Here is a 16,591-nt window from a genome sequence, read left to right as displayed (position 1 = left end):
CCCAAGGTTTTGTTGGGTTATACTCGCGCCCCTCTTTACTTCCTGCCCGCTTTCGGAGCTCGCATGACCCAGGATCAACTCAAACAGGCCGTGGCCCAGGCCGCCGTCGACCTCATCCTCCCGAAGCTGGATGACAAGAGCGTCGTCGGGGTTGGCACCGGCTCGACGGCCAATTGCTTCATCGACGCGCTGGCGCAACACAAGGGCGCGTTCGACGGCGCGGTCGCCAGCTCCGAAGCGACCGCCGCGCGCCTCAAGGGCCACGGGATCCCGGTGTACGAGCTCAACACCGTGAGCGACCTGGAGTTCTACATTGACGGTGCCGACGAAAGCGACGCGCACCTGAACCTGATCAAGGGCGGCGGCGCGGCCCTGACTCGCGAGAAGATCGTCGCGGCCGTGGCCAAGACCTTCATCTGCATCGCCGATGCCAGCAAGCTGGTGCCGGTGCTTGGCGCGTTCCCGCTGCCGGTTGAAGTCATTCCCATGGCCCGCAGCCATGTGGCCCGCCAATTGGTGAAGCTGGGCGGCGACCCGGTGTATCGCGAAGGCGTGTTGACCGATAACGGCAACATCATCCTGGACGTGCACAACCTGCAGATCACCAACCCGGTGGAGCTGGAAAGCCAGATCAACGCCATCGTTGGCGTGGTCACCAACGGTTTGTTCGCTGCGCGTCCCGCGGATGTGCTGCTGCTGGGGACCCCTGAAGGGGTGAAGACCCTGCGGGCTGAATAAGTCAGGCAATTAGTGATTGATTCAACACCCAACCCTGTGGGAGCGGGCTTGCTCGCGAAGGCGGTGTGTCGGTTGACATTCAGTGTCTGATACACCGCATTCGCGAGCAAGCCCGCTCCCACATGGGTTCTGCGTCAGGCCAGGATCAAGGCTGCGGCTTCTTGAACACGTAGAACAGGTTCGGCTCGCTCACCAGATACAGGTTGCCATCGTCGTCCATGGCGAGGCCTTCGGCCTGGGGCACGTTTTTTTGCAGGCCCTGCCGGCCTTTGCTCAACGACAGCGTGCTCAACGGCCGGCCGTCGATATCCAATTCGATAATCAACCGCGACTCATCGGACAGCGCCAGCAAATGGCCGCTGCGCTCGTCGTATTGCAGGCTTGAAAGGTCGCGCACGAACAGCCCGGCATCGCGCTTGGGGTTGTTGATCACATGGACCGCGTAGGACTTTTCTGGATTGTGGTGGGGAAACCCATGCACTTCATAAATCAGCATCGGGTCGCGTTCCTTCGCCACGAACAGGCGTTTGCCCACCGAGTCGTAGGCCAGCCCTTCGAATCCCTTGTTGCCGCTCATGTGCACGCCGAGGGTCATTTGCTCGGCGTCGGCTGCGTCGAGGAATCGGGTGTCGGCCTCCAGGTGAATCTTGATCAGGCGATGCTGGCGCTCGTCAGTGATGACATAAGTGTCTTCGCTGATGAATTCCACCGCCTCCGGATCGCCAAAGCCGATCAGGGCGATACGCCGCAAGATCTTGCCATCCAGCGATAACTCGATCATCTCGGCATTTTTATTGGTGACGGTGAACAGGCTCTTGCGGATCGGATCGAACGTCAGCGCTGAAACATCATCGTCCAGGCCCTCGATCACCTGCGCTTCGAGCGCGACCCGGTATTGGTCCAAGGCGATGGTTTTTTCGCTGATGGGTTGCCAATAGGTGTTGAGGTTGAACCAGGCGCGTTCGAACAGGCGCAGGTGCTGGCCGGCTGCGATCAGGAGAATCAGCACCAGCGTCAGCAGTATCAACGGTTTGGGGCGGGCGAGTCGACGCATGTAGGGGGGGGGCTCGGATGAGAACAGGTGAGTGGAAATACCACGGCTGCCTGAACTGAAACTTAATGGCTGTGTGCCACACCCTACAACGAAGGAAGACTTATCCTGCAGAGTTAGTGCTGTCAGCGCTGTTTTTCGAAACGATAGAACAGGTTCGGTTCGCTGACCATGTACAGGTTGCCGGCCTCATCGACGGTGACGCCTTCGGCACGCGGGATCGTATTTTTCAAGCCGTTGAAACCGCCCAGCAAGGTCATGAAGCTGACCTGCTCGCCTTTTTCGTCCAGTTCCAGCAGCAGATGGGAGTCGGCCGAAAGCACCAGCATGTGACCGGTTCGCGGGTCGATCGCCAATGCCGAGAGGTTGCGCAGGTCCAGTTCATTGCTAACATGGATCTGCTTGTCGCCCTTGAGCAGCTGGCTGCCATCGCTTTTCCAGGTAAACAGCGCCGGCGGGCGTTCCTCTCCGAGCGCCAGTTGCTGGTTGCGTGGATCCCAGGTGACTCCTTCGAACCCTTTGTTCTGGTTTTCTGATGCACCCAGGTCGTAGTGAGGGAAGTCAGTGCTGTTGAGCTCGCGTGTGTTGGCGTCCACCTGGACGATCGAGAGGGTGTGACGGCGTTCGTCGGTAATCGCTAACAGGCCATTGGGCATATAGGCCACGCCCTCGGGATTGCTCCAACCCACCAAGGGCATCTTGCGCAGCACATCGCCTTGAAGGCTCAGTTCCACCAGGGACGGGTGCTTGCCCATGACGGCGAACAGGGTCTTGGTCTGGGGGTTGTAGGCCACATCGGACGCCTCGTCCTCCTCCATGCCTGGTAGCGGCTTGGCGTCGATCACGGCGTGGTAGTCCGGCAGCCAGACACTCACCTGGCGTTGAGTCGGGCTCTGGAGGTGTTCCGATAGCCAAAGCAGGCCGCGGTCGTCCCAGTGCATCGCGAACGCCAGGCCGTAGGCAGCGGCCACTGCCAGCAGCGACCAGGCATACCTGAGCCTAGGGCGACGGGCAGGTTTGGCGGCTGGCAGTGCTTGGGTTGTGGCCATCGGGGAATGCGTTCCAGAAAATTCGGCGAGGGGAATGGCTAGCTCAGACGCCACATTCCCTGGAATTATCCGGATGGCATGTGAAAAAAACGGTAAATGATCGGATATGCGCCATATATACCTGTGGGAGCGAGCCTGCTCGCGATAGCGGTGTGTCAGCCAACATTAATGTGTCGGATAGACCGCTATCGCGAGCAGGCTCGCTCCCACAGTGAGGTAAGCATTGCGTTTTTAGCGAACGCTGCTTTCGAAGCGGCTTGCCCCCGGCAGCTCCAGTACCAGTTCATCGCCTGCATTCAGCGGCCCGACGCCTGCCGGGGTGCCGGTGAGGATCACGTCGCCGGCCTGCAGCGAGAAGCAGCCGGCCATGTACTGGATCATCGGCACGATGGGGTTGAGCATCAGGCTGCTGTTGCCGTCCTGGCGCACTTCACCGTTGATGGTCAGGCGAACGGGGATGTCGGTCAGGTCGGCAAAGGTGCCGCTCGACACGAACGGTGCGAGCACCGCCGCGCCGTCGAAGGACTTGGCCACTTCCCACGGCAGGCCCTTGGCCTTGAGCTCGGCCTGTTTGTCCCGCAGTGTCAGGTCCAGAGCCGGGGCGAAACCGGAGATCGCGTCCAGTACTTCTTCAACGCTGGGCTTGGTGGACAGCGGCTTGCCGATCAGCACGGCGATTTCCGCCTCGTAGTGCACCGAGCCGCGGTCGGCCGGAATACTGAAACCGCCTTCCAGCGGCACCACGCAACTGCCCGGCTTGATGAACAGCAAGGGTTCGGTGGGCACCGGGTTATCCAGTTCCTTTGCATGTTCGGCGTAGTTGCGGCCAATGCACACCACTTTCCCGACCGGGAAATGAATACGTGTACCGTCGACATACTGGTGCTGATAGCTCATTTACCGACTCCTGCTTCTGGGATTCATCAGGTGTTTTTAGGCGTCAAACCGCGAAAATCTTGCCCGGGTTCATGATGCCGTTCGGGTCGAATACTGCCTTCACGGCTTTCATGTACTCGATTTCCACAGGTGAACGACTATAGGTCAGGTAGTCGCGCTTGGTCATGCCCACGCCATGTTCGGCGGAAATCGAGCCGTTGTACTTCTCGACGGTTTCAAAGACCCATTTGTTCACGGTCGCGCATTTGGCGAAGAACTCATCCTTGCTCAGGTTTTCCGGCTTGAGGATGTTCAGGTGCAGGTTGCCGTCGCCGATGTGGCCGAACCAGACGATTTCGAAGTCCGGGTAGTGTTCGCCGACGATCGCGTCGATTTCCCGCAAGAAACCCGGAACCTTGGAGACGGTCACCGAGATGTCGTTCTTGTACGGTGTCCAGTGGGAGATGGTCTCGGAGATGTACTCGCGCAGCTTCCACAGGTTCTGCAGTTGGGTTTCGCTCTGGCTCATCACGCCGTCCAGCACCCAGCCTTGTTCCACGCAATGCTCGAAGGTCTCCAGGGCGTGGTTGGCGACTTCTTCGGTGGTGGCTTCGAATTCCAGCAGGGCATAGAACGGGCATTCGGTTTCGAACGGTGCTGGCACATCGCCGCGAGCGAGGATCTTGGCCAGGGCCTTGTCGGAGAAAAATTCGAAGGCGGTCAGGTCCAGCTTGCCCTGGAAGGCGTGCAGCACCGGCATGATCGAATCGAAGTCCGGTGTGCCGAGCACCATGGCGGTGAGGTTTTTCGGTGCACGGTCCAGGCGCATGGTGGCCTCGACCACGAAGCCCAGGGTGCCCTCGGCGCCGATGAACAGTTGCCGCAAGTCGTAGCCGGTGGCGTTCTTGATCAGGTCTTTGTTCAGCTCCAGCAGGTCACCCTTGCCGGTGACAACCTTCATGCCCGCCACCCAGTTGCGGGTCATGCCGTAGCGAATGACCTTGATCCCGCCGGCATTGGTGCCGATATTGCCGCCAATCTGGCTGGAACCGGCCGAAGCGAAGTCTACCGGATAGTACAGGCCATGTTCTTCGGCCTTGTTCTGCAGTTGTTTGGTGACCACGCCAGGCTGGCAGACCGCGGTGCGGTCGGTGAGGTTCACGTCGAGCACCTGGTTCATGTAGTCGAACGACACAACCACTTCGCCGTTGGCCGCGACTGCTGCGGCGGAAAGCCCGGTACGTCCGCCCGATGGCACCAGCGCGACCTTGTGTTCGTTGGCCCAGCGCACGATGGCCTGGACCTGTTCGGTGGTCTTGGGAAAGACGATGGCCGAAGGCGCAGGGGCAAAATGCTTGGTCCAATCCTTGCCGTAAGCGTTCAGGGAGTCGGCATCGGTCAAGACCTTGCCAGGCTCAACCAGGGTCTTCAGCTCATCTATCACGGCAGGATTGGTCATCGACAGAACTCTCGAACAATTCATGGTCATCCTGAGAACGCTTCACGTCGCAGGAATGAGTGTTTAGCGGGGTGCATATGCTAGCATACCGACCCCGCAGCGTAGTGCCCAACGGCTGTTCTGCGGCGACGGCTGTTACGCCGGTCGGGCCAGCATGCGCTGTCCGATTCCCTGCCATTTTTCTCCGGGACACAGGTTTACGCAGATGAGCAAGACTTCTCTCGATAAGAGCAAGATCAAGTTCCTTCTTCTCGAAGGCGTCCACCAATCGGCTGTCGACGTCCTCAAGTCGGCGGGCTACACCAGCATCGAGTACATCACCAGTTCTCTGCCGGAAGCCCAGCTCAAGGAAAAGATCGCCGATGCTCACTTCATCGGCATTCGCTCCCGTACTCAATTGACCGAAGAGATCTTCGACCACGCCAAGAAACTGGTGGCGGTCGGCTGCTTCTGCATCGGCACCAACCAGGTTGATCTCAACGCGGCGCGCGAGCGCGGTATCGCGGTGTTCAACGCGCCGTACTCCAACACTCGTTCCGTTGCCGAACTGGTGCTGGCCGAAGCGATCCTGCTGCTGCGCGGCATCCCTGAGAAGAACGCTTCCTGCCACCGTGGCGGCTGGATCAAGAGTGCGGCCAACTCCTTCGAAATCCGTGGCAAGAAGCTGGGTATCGTTGGCTACGGCTCGATCGGCACCCAGTTGTCGGTACTGGCTGAAGGCCTTGGCATGCAGGTGTTCTTCTACGACACCGTGACCAAGCTGCCTCTGGGCAACGCCACCCAGGTCAACAACCTGCACGAGTTGCTGGGCATGTCCGACATCGTGACCCTGCACGTGCCGGAAACCGCTGCCACCCAGTGGATGATTGGCGAGAAGGAAATCCGCGCCATCAAGAAGGGCGGGATCCTGATCAACGCCGCGCGCGGCACCGTGGTCAAGCTCGACGCCCTGGCCGACGCGATCAAGGACAAGCACCTGATCGGCGCCGCCATCGACGTGTTCCCGGTGGAGCCACGCTCCAACGACGACATCTTCGAAAGCCCGCTACGTGGCCTGGACAATGTGATCCTGACCCCGCACATCGGCGGTTCCACCGCTGAAGCCCAGGCCAACATCGGTCTGGAAGTGGCGGAAAAACTGGTCAAGTACAGCGATAACGGTACGTCGGTATCGTCCGTGAACTTCCCGGAAGTGGCCCTGCCGGCACACCCTGGCAAGCACCGCTTGCTGCACATCCACGAAAACATCCCGGGTGTGATGAGCGAGATCAACAAGGTCTTCGCCGAAAACGGCATCAACATTTCCGGTCAGTTCCTGCAGACCAACGAGAAAGTCGGCTACGTCGTGATCGACGTCGACGCCGAATACTCGGACCTGGCGCAAGAGAAGCTGCAGCACATCAACGGCACCATTCGTTGCCGCGTGTTGTTCTAAGCAGGCCTGGCTTGCAATAAAAAACGGGAGCCTCGCAAGGGGCTCCCGTTTTTTATTGCCTGACACTGGGGGCAACATGAAATCCTGTGGGAGCAAAGCTTGCTCGCGATAGCGGTCGTCCAGTTGGCATCCATGTTTGATGGAACACTGCTATCGCGAGCAAGCTTTGCTCCCACAGGTGTTTGTGTTGTATCAGCCGGTGCTGTTACTTCACGTCTACCGTGATTTTTTCGGACACGATCGACGGATCGAACGGCATGTGGCCGCTGTCACCCAGGATCAATTGCAAGGTGTGCTTGCCCGGGGCCAGTTTGATGTCGGCCTGGGTTTGTGCCTTGCCGAAGTGCATGTGGTTGGCGTCGTTTGGAATCGGCGCGCCGGCGGCGGGCAGTTTGTCGACATCGATCAGCAAATGGTGATGGCCAGTATTTTTGGTCACGTCGCCGGCCGGGGCCAAGGCGATATCCTTGACGCCGAACTTGACTGTGAATTCCTGGGCGACGGTGGCGCCGTCTGCCGGGGAAACGATGAACACTTCTGCACCTTTGGGCGCCGGGGTCGCGGCGGTTGCCAGCATTGAGGCGCCCAATAACAGGCCGGCCAACGTGGCACGAGACATAAAGCTTTTCATTTTTTTCTCCAGTTTTTCCATGAAATCCGCCTGGCCATGACAACTTCATGACCAATCGTTGTCGAAGCCTGCAACAACCATAGCAAAGCGAGCCTGAAACGAGCGTCGCTTGTATAAATACAAAGGAGTGACCATGCGCTTTCTGCCTGGCCTGATTTGCCTGCTACCCCTTTTGAGTCCCCTGGCTCATGCCGAACTGATCGATGACATCAATGACCGTGGTGAACTGCGCATTGCCCTCGAGGCCAACACCGCGCCCTTCAACTTCAAGGAAGACGGCAAACTCACTGGTTTCGAAGTGGAACTGGGCGAAATGCTTGCCGGTGAGCTCGATGTACGCCCCGACTTCGTGGTCACCGATGCCGGGGATCTGCTGACCGGCGTGGAGAGCGGCAAGTACGACGTTGCCATCAACCACATAGCAATGACCCCGGAACTGGCGGAACGTTTCGACCTCAGTGCGGCTTACAGCCAACCGGATGCACAACTGCTGGCGAGCAAGGATGAGACGCCACGTCCGTTGGTCATGGCGCAGTCGTTCCAGCCAGAAAAAAAGAGCGAGCCGGCGCCGAGCCTGGTGATTCCGTTCCAGAAGGGCAACCCGGCGTTCAAGGCCAGCCTGGACAATGCCCTGACGCGCATCAAGGATGACGGACGGTTGGAGCAGTTGTCGCAGAAGTGGTTGGGTCGGTAGGAGCTGACGAGTGTAACGAGGCTGCGATCTTTCCAAGAACGCTTGAATCTCAAGCGAAAGATCGAAAGATCAAAAGATCGCAGGCTTCGCCAGCTCCTACGAGGGATTGGTCTTCAAACCTTACGCCAGACACTCGCCAACCAAGGCTGTTGTTCCCGCGGCAGCCCAGCCGGTCGGTAGTAATGTTCCAGTTCCACGAAGCCTGCGTGGCCAAGCAGCGTGCGCCACGCCGCGAGGTCGTGGTAAGCGCCGAAGCGCTGGCCGTTCCAGCCCTCCTGGTTTTCGCCCCGTGGGTTTGAGCTGAACAGCACGCCGCCGGGCTTGAGGGTGGCGTGCAGTTGCTTGAGCACCCGAGGCAGTTCCTGGACGGGCACATGAAACAGCACCGCGTTGGCGAAAATCCCGTCAAAACGCTCGGCCGGCAGGTCGAGTTCCAGGAAGTCCTGTTGCCACACCTCGCAGCCGCTGTCCTGGCGCGCCATCCGGGCAAACGCTTCTGAACCGTCGAGGCCGACCGCCACATGGCCCATGGCCGTGAATGTGCGCAAGTCGCGCCCCGGGCCGCAGCCCAAATCCAGGATGTGCAGCGGCGCCTGGCCCTGGATATGGCGCAGCAAGGCGTCGATGTTCTGGCTGACATCGTGATCGCGGGTGCCTTCGCGAAAGCTTTCTGCCACGGTGTTGTAATGGCCCAGGGTCGTGGCGGTGATGGCGTGCAGGTCTTCGGTGGTGTGTTTCATGGTCGCGGGCTTGGGTGGGGAGTGTCAGCCGACTATACCGCAAGCCCGCTGATCTGCCTGTGGGAGCAAAGCTTGCTCGCGATTGCGGTCGTCCAGCTGGCATCCATGTTGGATGGAATACTGCTATCGCGAGCAAGCTTTGCTCCCACAGATCAACTTCTCCCACAGATCAACTTCTCCCACAGATCAACTTCTCCCACAGATCAACTTCTCCCACAGATCAACTGCTCTCCCCGGTCAGCGCTTATTCAAGCCGCGTGACAAGCGGTCGCCGCCCAACTGGATCACTGCCACCAACGCCACCAGCAGCACGATCACCGTGAGCATGATCTGGCTGTCGAATCGCTGGTAGCCGTACCGGTAGGCGATGTCGCCCAGGCCGCCGGCGCCGATCGCGCCGGCCATGGCCGAAGAGTTGATCATGGTCACCAAGGTGATGGTAAAACCGCCGACGATGCCTGGCAGGGCTTCGGGCAGCAGCACATGCCAGACAATGTGCCAGCGCCGGCAACCCATGGCCTGGGCCGCTTCGATCAGGCCATGGTCGACCTCCCGCAGGCTGACTTCGGCGATGCGGGCAAAGAACGGCGTGGCGGCGATGGTCAATGGAACCACCGCAGCCCAGACACCGTAGGTGGTGCCGACAATGAGCCGGGTGAACGGGATCAACGCCACCATCAGAATCAGGAACGGTATCGAGCGGAACAGGTTCACGAAGGCCCCCAGGGCCCGGTTCAAGACCGGCGCTTCATAGATCCCGCCCTTGCCGCTGGTCACCAGGATCACCGCCAGCGGGATGCCCGCCAGCAACGCGATCAACGAGGACACGCCGACCATCAGGAACGTGTCGATGAAACCCTGCAACAACCGATCAAACCACATAACCCAGCACCTCCACACGTTGCGCCCAATTGCCCGCCCGTTGCCGCAGCTCCTCGGCGCCCCACGACGAACCGCTCACGGCCAGCAGCAATTGCCCCAGCCCGTGGCCCTGAATTCGCTCGATGCCGCCGTGCAGCAGCCGCACCCGTCCACCGAGGGCGCTGAACAAAGCGGCGAGATCCGGCTCTTCACGATCGATGCCGGTGAATTGCAGGCGTAGCACAGTGGCGGCATCCGCCGATGCCGGCTGCACCTGCAAGCGGTTTTGCAGTTCTTCCGGTATCGCGTGTTGCAACGGTGCCAACAGCGTTCGACTGACCTCGTGTTGCGGGTTGCCGAACACTTCCCAGACCGGCCCCTGTTCGACGATCCGCCCCTGTTCGAGCACCACCACCCGGTCGCAGACTTCGCGAATCACCGCCATTTCATGGGTGATCAACACGATGGTCAGGCCCAGTCGCTGATTGATCTCACGCAGCAAACCGAGGATCGATTGGGTGGTTTCCGGGTCCAGGGCCGAAGTGGCTTCATCGCACAACAAAATCTGCGGGTCATGCACCAGCGCCCGGGCAATCCCCACCCGCTGTTTCTGCCCGCCCGAAAGTTGCGCCGGATAGGCCTTGTGCTTGCCTTGCAGGCCGACCAGTTCCAGCAGCTCGCGAACTTTGCGCTGGCGCTGTTCCTTGGGCACGCCGGCGACTTTCAGCGGCAGCTCAACGTTCTGCCACACGGTCTTGGCCGACATCAAGTTGAAGTGCTGGAAAATCATGCCGATGCGCCGGCGCAGTTCCACCAGGCGGTCTTCATCGAACTCGCCGATGTCTGTCTGATCGATCAGCACCCGGCCACTGGTGGGTTGTTCGAGGCGGTTGATGGTGCGGATCAGCGACGACTTGCCGGCGCCGCTGCGGCCAATGATGCCGAACACCTCGCCGCGCTGGATTGCCAGGTCGATGCCTTGCAGCGCGGCCACCGGACCCTGGGCGCCGTTGTAGGTCTTGCCCAGGCCGATGAAGCGCACATGGGCACGGTTGAGCTCCGGATGCAGTTCGGTCTGCTCGGCGCTCTGGGGCGTGGGGGCTTCTTGTCGAAGTCGAGCGTTGACGGCGTTCATGTCAGCTTTCCCAGCCGGCTTGGTAGAGCTTGCCGTGGGCCTTGTCCAGGGCGGCGCGCACGGCTGGCGAGTGTTGGTAGATGTCGACGAACTTGATCAGCCGTGGATCGTTCTTGCTCTTGGGCTGGATCACGAACTGAATCACGTATTCCTTGTGATCGAGGCCGTCGAACAGCAAGGCAGAGCTGGCATCGAAGGTCTTGGCCAGGCGGATGTAGGCGGGATAACCCTGCACCAGGTCGGCGTCTTCATAAGCACGCACCAACTGCACGGCTTCGACCTGCAGGATCTTGAGTTTCTTCGGGTTGGCGACGATGTCGTCTTCAGTGGCCTTGTAGCCGACGCCTGGCTTGAGGCTGATCAGCCCGGCCTTGGCCAACAGTTGCAGGCCGCGACCGCTGTTGATCGGGTCGTTGGCAATGGCGACGCTGGCGCCTTCTGGCAGTTCGTCGAAGCTTTTGTATTTTTTCGAATAGAGGCCGACGTTGTTGATGATCCCCGGCGCAAAGGGCACCAGATCGAACCCGGCGGCGGCCTTGGCATTTTCCAGGAACGGGATGTGCTGGAAGTAATTCACGTCGATATCGCCGGAGGCCAGGCTGACGTTGGGCGCGATCCAGTCGCTGAACTCCACCAGCTCGACCTTCAGGCCTTGCTTGCTGGCTTCTTCCACGGCGGCCTCCAGAGGAATGGCGAACGCGGCGGTGGTGCCGATTTTCAGCGGTGCGTCGGCGGCAAACAGCGCGGAGCTGAACAGGCCGAGGGCCAGGGCCAATGCTTTGACTGGCAGGGTGAGGAAGTGTTTGGTCATGTCAGTTATTCCAGTCATTTAGGGAGAGGTGCATATTTTTTGGCGAACAGAGCTATGTGGGAGTAAGGCTTGCCCGCGATGAAATTGATGCGGTCTCCAGAAAACGAGGTGTCTGCATCGCGAGCAAGCTTTGCTCCCACAGTGCCTTGTTCCCACAGGGTCAGTGTCGGTAGCCCCAGGGTCAGTGCCGGTGGGTTGAACCGGTGTGTTGTCCAGGCAAATGGGCCTCTGCGTGAAACAGCTTTTCGCGCAGGGTGCCGTTGTCGTATTCGGTCTTGTACGAGCCGCGTCGCTGCAACTCGGGGATCACCAGGTCGATGAAGTCCACATAGCTTTGCGGCGTGACGATGCGGGTCAGGTTGAAGCCATCGAGGCCGGTTTCGGCGATCCAGGACTCCAGCTCGTCAGCCACCTGTTCGGGCGAGCCGACCACCGTGATGTAGCGACCGCCCAGGGCGTGTTGCTCGAGCAATTTGCGCCGGGTCCAGTCGTTGTTCTGCAAGGTCTTGGTGGCGGACTGGATGGCGTTGCTCTTCACGTACTGGATCGGTTCGTCCAGTTCGTACTGGGAAAAATCGATGCCCGTCGACGCGGAAAAATGCGCCACGCCGGCCTCGGCGCTGGCATAGCTCAGGTACTCGGCATGCTTGGCCCAGGCGGCCGCTTCGGTCTCGCCGACGATCACGTTCAGGCCCATGAACACCTTGATGTCCCCAGGGTTGCGCCCGGCTTCGACGGCGCTGGCGCGGACCTTGTCCACCTGGGCCTTGGTCGCCGGTTTGTTCTGGCCGCTGATGAACACGCACTCGGCATGCCGCCCGGCGAACAGCAGGCCGCGCTCGGAACTGCCGGCCTGGAACAGCACTGGCGTGCGCTGGGGTGAGGGTTCGCACAGGTGATAACCCTCGACCTGGTAGAACTCGCCCTGGTGCCGGACCTTGTGCACTTTCTCTGGCCGGGCATAGATCCGCTGCTCGCGGTCGTTGAGCACCGCGTCGTTTTCCCAACTGCCTTCCCACAGTTTGTAGAGCACTTGCAGGTATTCGTCGGCCTGGTCGTAGCGGCGGTCATGCTCGACCTGCGCGGTCAGGCCCATGGCCTTGGCGGCGCTGTCCAGGTAGCCGGTGACGATGTTCCAGCCGACCCGACCACGACTCAGGTGGTCGAGGGTGCTCATGCGTCGGGCGAACAGGTAGGGCGGTTCGTAGGTCAGGTTGGCGGTGAGGCCGAAGCCGAGGTTTTTCGTCACGGCGGCCATCGCGGACACCAGCAGCAACGGGTCATTGACCGGCAGCTGGATCGACTCCTTGAGCGTGACGTCTACTGATTGTTGATAGACGTCGTAGACGCCGACGATGTCGGCGATGAACAACCCGTCGAACAATCCGCGCTCGAGCAATTGCGCCAGGGCGGTCCAGTATTCGATCGTGTTGAACTGGGTCGACGTGTCCTGGGGGTGGGTCCACAGGCCGTGATTGATGTGCCCGATGCAGTTCATGTTGAACGCGTTGAGCAGGATCTTTTTCTTGCCGGCCGCCATCAGATGGTCCCCCGCAGCGGCGGTTTTTCATCGTTGAGGTAGAAGTTGCCCACCGCGTGGTATTTCCAGCGCACCGGGTCATGCAGGGTGTGCACCCGGGCGTTGCGCCAGTGGCGGTCTAGGCCATGTTCGGCCAGGGTCGCCTGGCTGCCGGCCAATTCGAACAGCGTGCTGCTGGCGGCCAGGGAAATTTCGGTGCTGATGGCACGGGCTTCGGCCACGGCAATCGAGGCGGCGGCGACTGTGTCGGCCCGGGTGTCGGCCTGGGCCCGGTCGAGAAACTCACCGGCACGTTCCAACAGGGCTTCGGCGGCGTGCAGGCGGATGCTCAGTTGGCCGAAACTCTTGAGGGTGTGCGGGTCTTCGGTGGCAACGTCGCTGGTGGCGTCGATCCAGGGACGGGTTTTATTGCGGACAAAATGCAGGGCGTCTTCGTAGGCGGCGCGGGCGATGCCGGTGTCGATGGCGGCGTGAAGAATCTGCGCCAGCGGCCCCACCGGCGTCGGGCGTTCGAAGGCGCTCTGGAAGGGCACGATGTCGGTGGCGGCGACATAAACGTCTTCGAACACCACCGAACCACTGCCCGTGGTGCGCTGGCCGAAACCGCTCCAATCGTCGATCACCGTCAGGCCTTGGCTGTTGCGAGGGACGAACGCCAGTTGTTGCACACCGTTTTCGTCCACCACCGAGGTGGGGATGCGCTGGGCGTAGATCGCGCCCGTGGCGTAGAACTTGCGGCCGTTGATGCGATAGCCCTCGCCGTCGCGGCGCAGTTGGGTGATGCGGTCATGGGCAGTCTTGGTGCCAAGTTCGGCCAGGGCGTTACCAAAGCGCTGGCCGGCGAGCACTTCGGCGTACAGGCGTTGTCTTTGCGCTTCGCTGCCGTTTACCCGCAGCACTTCCAGGGCGTAGAAATGATTTTGCGGAATCTGTCCCAGCGAGCCGTCGGCCTGAGAAATCAGCGCAATGACTTTGGCCAGGGTGACGTTGGAAACACCGGCGCCGCCATAGGCCTTGGGCACGCTGATACCCCACAGGCCCGAGCGGGAGAAGGCCTCCAGTTCCGGGTACGGCAAGCGGCGCTCGCGGTCGCGCAGGGCGCTGTCGCGCTTGAAGTCATCGGCCAGGTCGCTGGCCACGATCAGGGCTTGTTCATCGCTGGTGATCACCGCGACGTGTTGAGAAAACGTCATGTACTGCTCCAGAGGTCGGGTCGTCAGATCCAGGAATGGCGGGCCGGCAAGGTGCCGTTCAGGTGGTAGGCGCCTACCGCGTGATACTTCCAGCGCACCGGGTCGTGCAGGGTGTGGACCCGTGCGTTGCGCCAATGGCGATCGAGGTTGAATTCGGCGAGGGTGGCGCGGCTGCCGGCCAGCTCGAAGAGTTTTTCGCTGGCTTGCAGGGCGATCTCGGTGGTGAGCACCTTGGCCTCGGCCACGGCAATCGAGGCGCGGGCGGACGATTGCGCCGTGATGGGGGCGGCACTGACCTGGTCCAGCACCTGTCCGGCCTTGCGCAGCAAAGCTTCGGCGGCGTGCAGTTCGATTTTCAGTTTGCCAATGTCGGCGATCACGTAGAGGTCGTCACTGGCTCGGTCGACCTTGGCATCGATCCAGGGGCGGGCCCGTTCGCGAACGAAGGCGATGGCATCGTCGATGGCGCCACGGGCGATCCCCGCATCGATGGCGGCCTGGATCAGTTGGGAAATCGCGCCTTGCACACCGGGCGTTTCGTTGATGCGCCAGTTATCCAGCACCAAGTCGGCATCCACCCGCACATTGTTCAGCAGCACGGTGCCGCTGGCGGTGGTGCGCTGGCCGAACCCCGACCAGTCGTCGACGATCCGCAGGCCCGGGGTGCCGCGCCGCACGAAGGCCAGCACCTGGCGGCCTTCGTCATTCAGCGCCTTGACCGCGACCCAATGGGCAAACAGCGCGCCGGTGGAATAGAACTTCTGACCATTGATGACAAACCCGTCACCGTCAGCGGTGATCCGCGCCTTGAGCTCAAGGGTATTGCGAGTACCGCGTTCCGGCCCGGCATTGCCGATGCGCCAGCCTTCGAGCACGCTCTGCAAGAGGATTTTTTTCTGCCGTTCGGTGCCGGTGCCGAGTATCAACTGGAGCACGCCGAACTGGTTCTGCGGGATCTGCCCGAGGGCCGGGTCAGCGGCGGAAATGATCGCGAACACGTCGGCCAGGGTGACGAACGAAACCTGTGGGCCGCCGTATGCCCGGGGAATGGCGATGCTGCCCAGTCCGCTGCGGGTGAATTGCTCGATTTCTGCCCAGGGCAGTTTGCGTTGCTGGTCACGACGCGCGGCCTGCTGACGGGCGACCTGCGCCAGTTCGTGGGCGGCTTTGATGACCTCGGCATCGTTGCGCAACACCTGTGCGGGCAACAACAGCGGTGCGATATCCAGGTCGCTCTGGACTTTTGCTTGCGCCAAATCCGACATTACAGCCACTCCGTGGCTGCAGGCAGTGCCTGGGCGTATTGCACTGGGGTGATTGTGTTTCGTTCCATACCCACCTCACATCTCAAGAAACGCCGCGATGAATGCGGCGAGCGAAAATCAAGAATGTCCGGTGGTCCGGTGCATATACCCTAAGCGCGTATAAATTATTTTTGAACTAACTTTTAGGAATATAGATAGGTTGGTTTTAAATTGAGGGCCGTATGCTCGCTTAGGAGCGAATCAGCTTTTCGTGGCGAGGGAGCTTGCTCCCGCTATGTGGGAGCAAGGCTTGCCCGCGATGGACGCGATGCGGTCTTGCAGAATCGAGGCGCCTGTTTCGCGAGCAAGCTTTGCTCCCACAGCCCAAGCGGGAGCAAGCTCCCTCGCCACAAAAGCTTTTTCAGGGTGTTCACATTCGGCGGCGCGTTTCGGCGGCCATGAGCGGCTGTTTCGGTGCAGTGTTCAGGTACGGATTGGCGCAACCGATCTTCAACGTCCGTGGCGGTGCCCAGTGGGAGTTGTTGCCCACACGGTCGAGGATGCAGTAGGTCACTTCCAGGCGCAGGTCTTCTCCTGCCTCCAGGATGATCTGCGGCGGGACCCAGATATTGATCGGCTGGCCGACCTCGCTGGCGGTGACCGCTGGCAAGTCCATGCGCACATCACCCCAGCGCAGGGTCACGGCATCGCCGGCGGCCATGTTCAGGTAGGGTTCGATGGTCAGCGGTACGCCGCGCTTGATCTGGTTGGGGTTCACCCCTTGGCGTCGGATAGTGCCGGGAATGCGCACTGGCGCCAGGCCCTGGTTTTCATCGCCGCTCAGGGCCGACGGTTGCCCACCGGGGCAATCGAGCTTCACCTGCACCTGTTGCTTGGCGGATAGCGCCGGCCCACGCCCGACCTGCATCACCCGATAGTGGATGCGCGCGGTTCCATCGACGATGAAACTCTCCGGGACCCGCAGGGTGACGCTGTCTTGCACATCGGCCTGCGACAGCAAGCGCGAGCCGACGTAGCAGTTGTCCCAGAACAGTTCGATCAGGTCACCCGCGTCCATGCCCGGGTAGGGCGCAATGGCAACCTCCAGATGAGCGGCGTTGGCGATATTGATGC

16 protein-coding genes are annotated in these 16,591 nt (G+C 60.9%); 3 read left to right on the top strand and 13 right to left on the bottom strand.

Annotated features, from left to right (window positions below; genetic code table 11):
* Positions 1-63 precede the first annotated feature (63 nt).
* Positions 64-738, top strand: a complete 675-nt coding sequence (gene rpiA, locus B0E42_RS00905) for a ribose-5-phosphate isomerase RpiA (RefSeq protein WP_014336005.1) — start codon at positions 64-66, stop codon at positions 736-738.
* Between the two features lie 145 nt (positions 739-883).
* On the opposite strand, the gene B0E42_RS00900 is transcribed toward rpiA, so the two are convergent.
* The 4 genes from B0E42_RS00900 to B0E42_RS00885 all read right to left on the bottom strand — a co-directional run bounded on the left by B0E42_RS00900 (position 884) and on the right by B0E42_RS00885 (position 5,173).
* Positions 884-1,792 carry an SdiA-regulated domain-containing protein gene (locus B0E42_RS00900; protein WP_053177597.1) on the bottom strand — a complete coding sequence of 303 codons (909 nt, stop codon included), beginning with the start codon at positions 1,790-1,792 and terminating at the stop codon, positions 884-886.
* A gap of 122 nt (positions 1,793-1,914) precedes the next feature.
* Positions 1,915-2,838, bottom strand: a complete 924-nt coding sequence (locus tag B0E42_RS00895) for an SdiA-regulated domain-containing protein (RefSeq protein WP_024618981.1) — start codon at positions 2,836-2,838, stop codon at positions 1,915-1,917.
* A 231-nt stretch (positions 2,839-3,069) separates the two neighbouring features.
* The gene (locus B0E42_RS00890) at positions 3,070-3,735 is read right to left on the bottom strand and encodes a fumarylacetoacetate hydrolase family protein (RefSeq protein WP_003196639.1); all 666 of its coding nucleotides are present in this window, start codon (positions 3,733-3,735) and stop codon (positions 3,070-3,072) included.
* 43 nt (positions 3,736-3,778) lie between these two features.
* The gene (locus tag B0E42_RS00885; protein ID WP_018608853.1) at positions 3,779-5,173 is read right to left on the bottom strand and encodes an FAD-binding oxidoreductase; all 1,395 of its coding nucleotides are present in this window, start codon (positions 5,171-5,173) and stop codon (positions 3,779-3,781) included.
* Between the two features lie 205 nt (positions 5,174-5,378).
* On the opposite strand from B0E42_RS00885, the gene serA reads away from it, so the two are divergent.
* Complete coding sequence (gene serA / locus B0E42_RS00875; RefSeq protein WP_003186856.1) at positions 5,379-6,608, top strand: phosphoglycerate dehydrogenase; 1,230 nt, start codon at positions 5,379-5,381, stop codon at positions 6,606-6,608.
* 205 nt (positions 6,609-6,813) lie between these two features.
* Here serA and B0E42_RS00870 read toward each other — a convergent pair whose 3' ends face one another.
* Positions 6,814-7,239 carry a DUF4399 domain-containing protein gene (locus B0E42_RS00870; RefSeq protein WP_024618984.1) on the bottom strand — a complete coding sequence of 142 codons (426 nt, stop codon included), beginning with the start codon at positions 7,237-7,239 and terminating at the stop codon, positions 6,814-6,816.
* Between the two features lie 133 nt (positions 7,240-7,372).
* On the opposite strand from B0E42_RS00870, the gene B0E42_RS00865 reads away from it, so the two are divergent.
* On the top strand, positions 7,373-7,933 hold the full coding sequence (locus B0E42_RS00865; RefSeq protein ID WP_018608848.1) for a transporter substrate-binding domain-containing protein: 561 nt from the start codon (positions 7,373-7,375) through the stop codon (positions 7,931-7,933).
* Between the two features lie 113 nt (positions 7,934-8,046).
* On the opposite strand, the gene B0E42_RS00860 is transcribed toward B0E42_RS00865, so the two are convergent.
* The 8 genes from B0E42_RS00860 to B0E42_RS00825 form a co-directional block, all read right to left on the bottom strand.
* Positions 8,047-8,673, bottom strand: coding sequence for a bifunctional 2-polyprenyl-6-hydroxyphenol methylase/3-demethylubiquinol 3-O-methyltransferase UbiG (locus tag B0E42_RS00860; RefSeq protein ID WP_018608845.1), 627 nt, complete (start codon positions 8,671-8,673; stop codon positions 8,047-8,049).
* Positions 8,674-8,910: 237 nt separating this feature from the next.
* On the bottom strand, positions 8,911-9,555 hold the full coding sequence (locus B0E42_RS00855; RefSeq protein ID WP_018608843.1) for a methionine ABC transporter permease: 645 nt from the start codon (positions 9,553-9,555) through the stop codon (positions 8,911-8,913).
* On the bottom strand, positions 9,545-10,669 hold the full coding sequence (locus B0E42_RS00850; protein ID WP_077505290.1) for a methionine ABC transporter ATP-binding protein: 1,125 nt from the start codon (positions 10,667-10,669) through the stop codon (positions 9,545-9,547). Before B0E42_RS00850 ends, B0E42_RS00855 begins: the two co-directional genes overlap by 11 nt.
* Position 10,670: 1 nt before the next feature.
* Positions 10,671-11,480, bottom strand: a complete 810-nt coding sequence (locus B0E42_RS00845; RefSeq protein ID WP_077505288.1) for a MetQ/NlpA family ABC transporter substrate-binding protein — start codon at positions 11,478-11,480, stop codon at positions 10,671-10,673.
* A gap of 181 nt (positions 11,481-11,661) precedes the next feature.
* A complete protein-coding gene (locus B0E42_RS00840) occupies positions 11,662-13,020 on the bottom strand; it encodes an LLM class flavin-dependent oxidoreductase (RefSeq protein ID WP_077505286.1) in 1,359 nt (452 codons plus the stop codon).
* The gene (locus B0E42_RS00835) at positions 13,020-14,213 is read right to left on the bottom strand and encodes an SfnB family sulfur acquisition oxidoreductase (protein ID WP_077505284.1); all 1,194 of its coding nucleotides are present in this window, start codon (positions 14,211-14,213) and stop codon (positions 13,020-13,022) included. Before B0E42_RS00835 ends, B0E42_RS00840 begins: the two co-directional genes overlap by 1 nt.
* A 23-nt stretch (positions 14,214-14,236) precedes the next feature.
* Positions 14,237-15,478 (bottom strand): SfnB family sulfur acquisition oxidoreductase, encoded by a 1,242-nt coding sequence (locus B0E42_RS00830; RefSeq protein ID WP_053185048.1) that lies wholly within the window; start codon positions 15,476-15,478, stop codon positions 14,237-14,239.
* 409 nt (positions 15,479-15,887) lie between these two features.
* Positions 15,888-16,591, bottom strand: a 704-nt coding sequence (locus B0E42_RS00825) for a hypothetical protein (RefSeq protein WP_139353064.1), incomplete at its 5' end; no start/stop codon positions are given.

The organism is Pseudomonas sp. A25(2017) (assembly GCF_002001065.1).
Taxonomy (GTDB): domain Bacteria; phylum Pseudomonadota; class Gammaproteobacteria; order Pseudomonadales; family Pseudomonadaceae; genus Aquipseudomonas; species Aquipseudomonas kilonensis.
The sequence above is the reverse complement of the archived record's forward strand: the minus strand, read 5'-3'. Positions and strand labels throughout refer to the sequence as shown.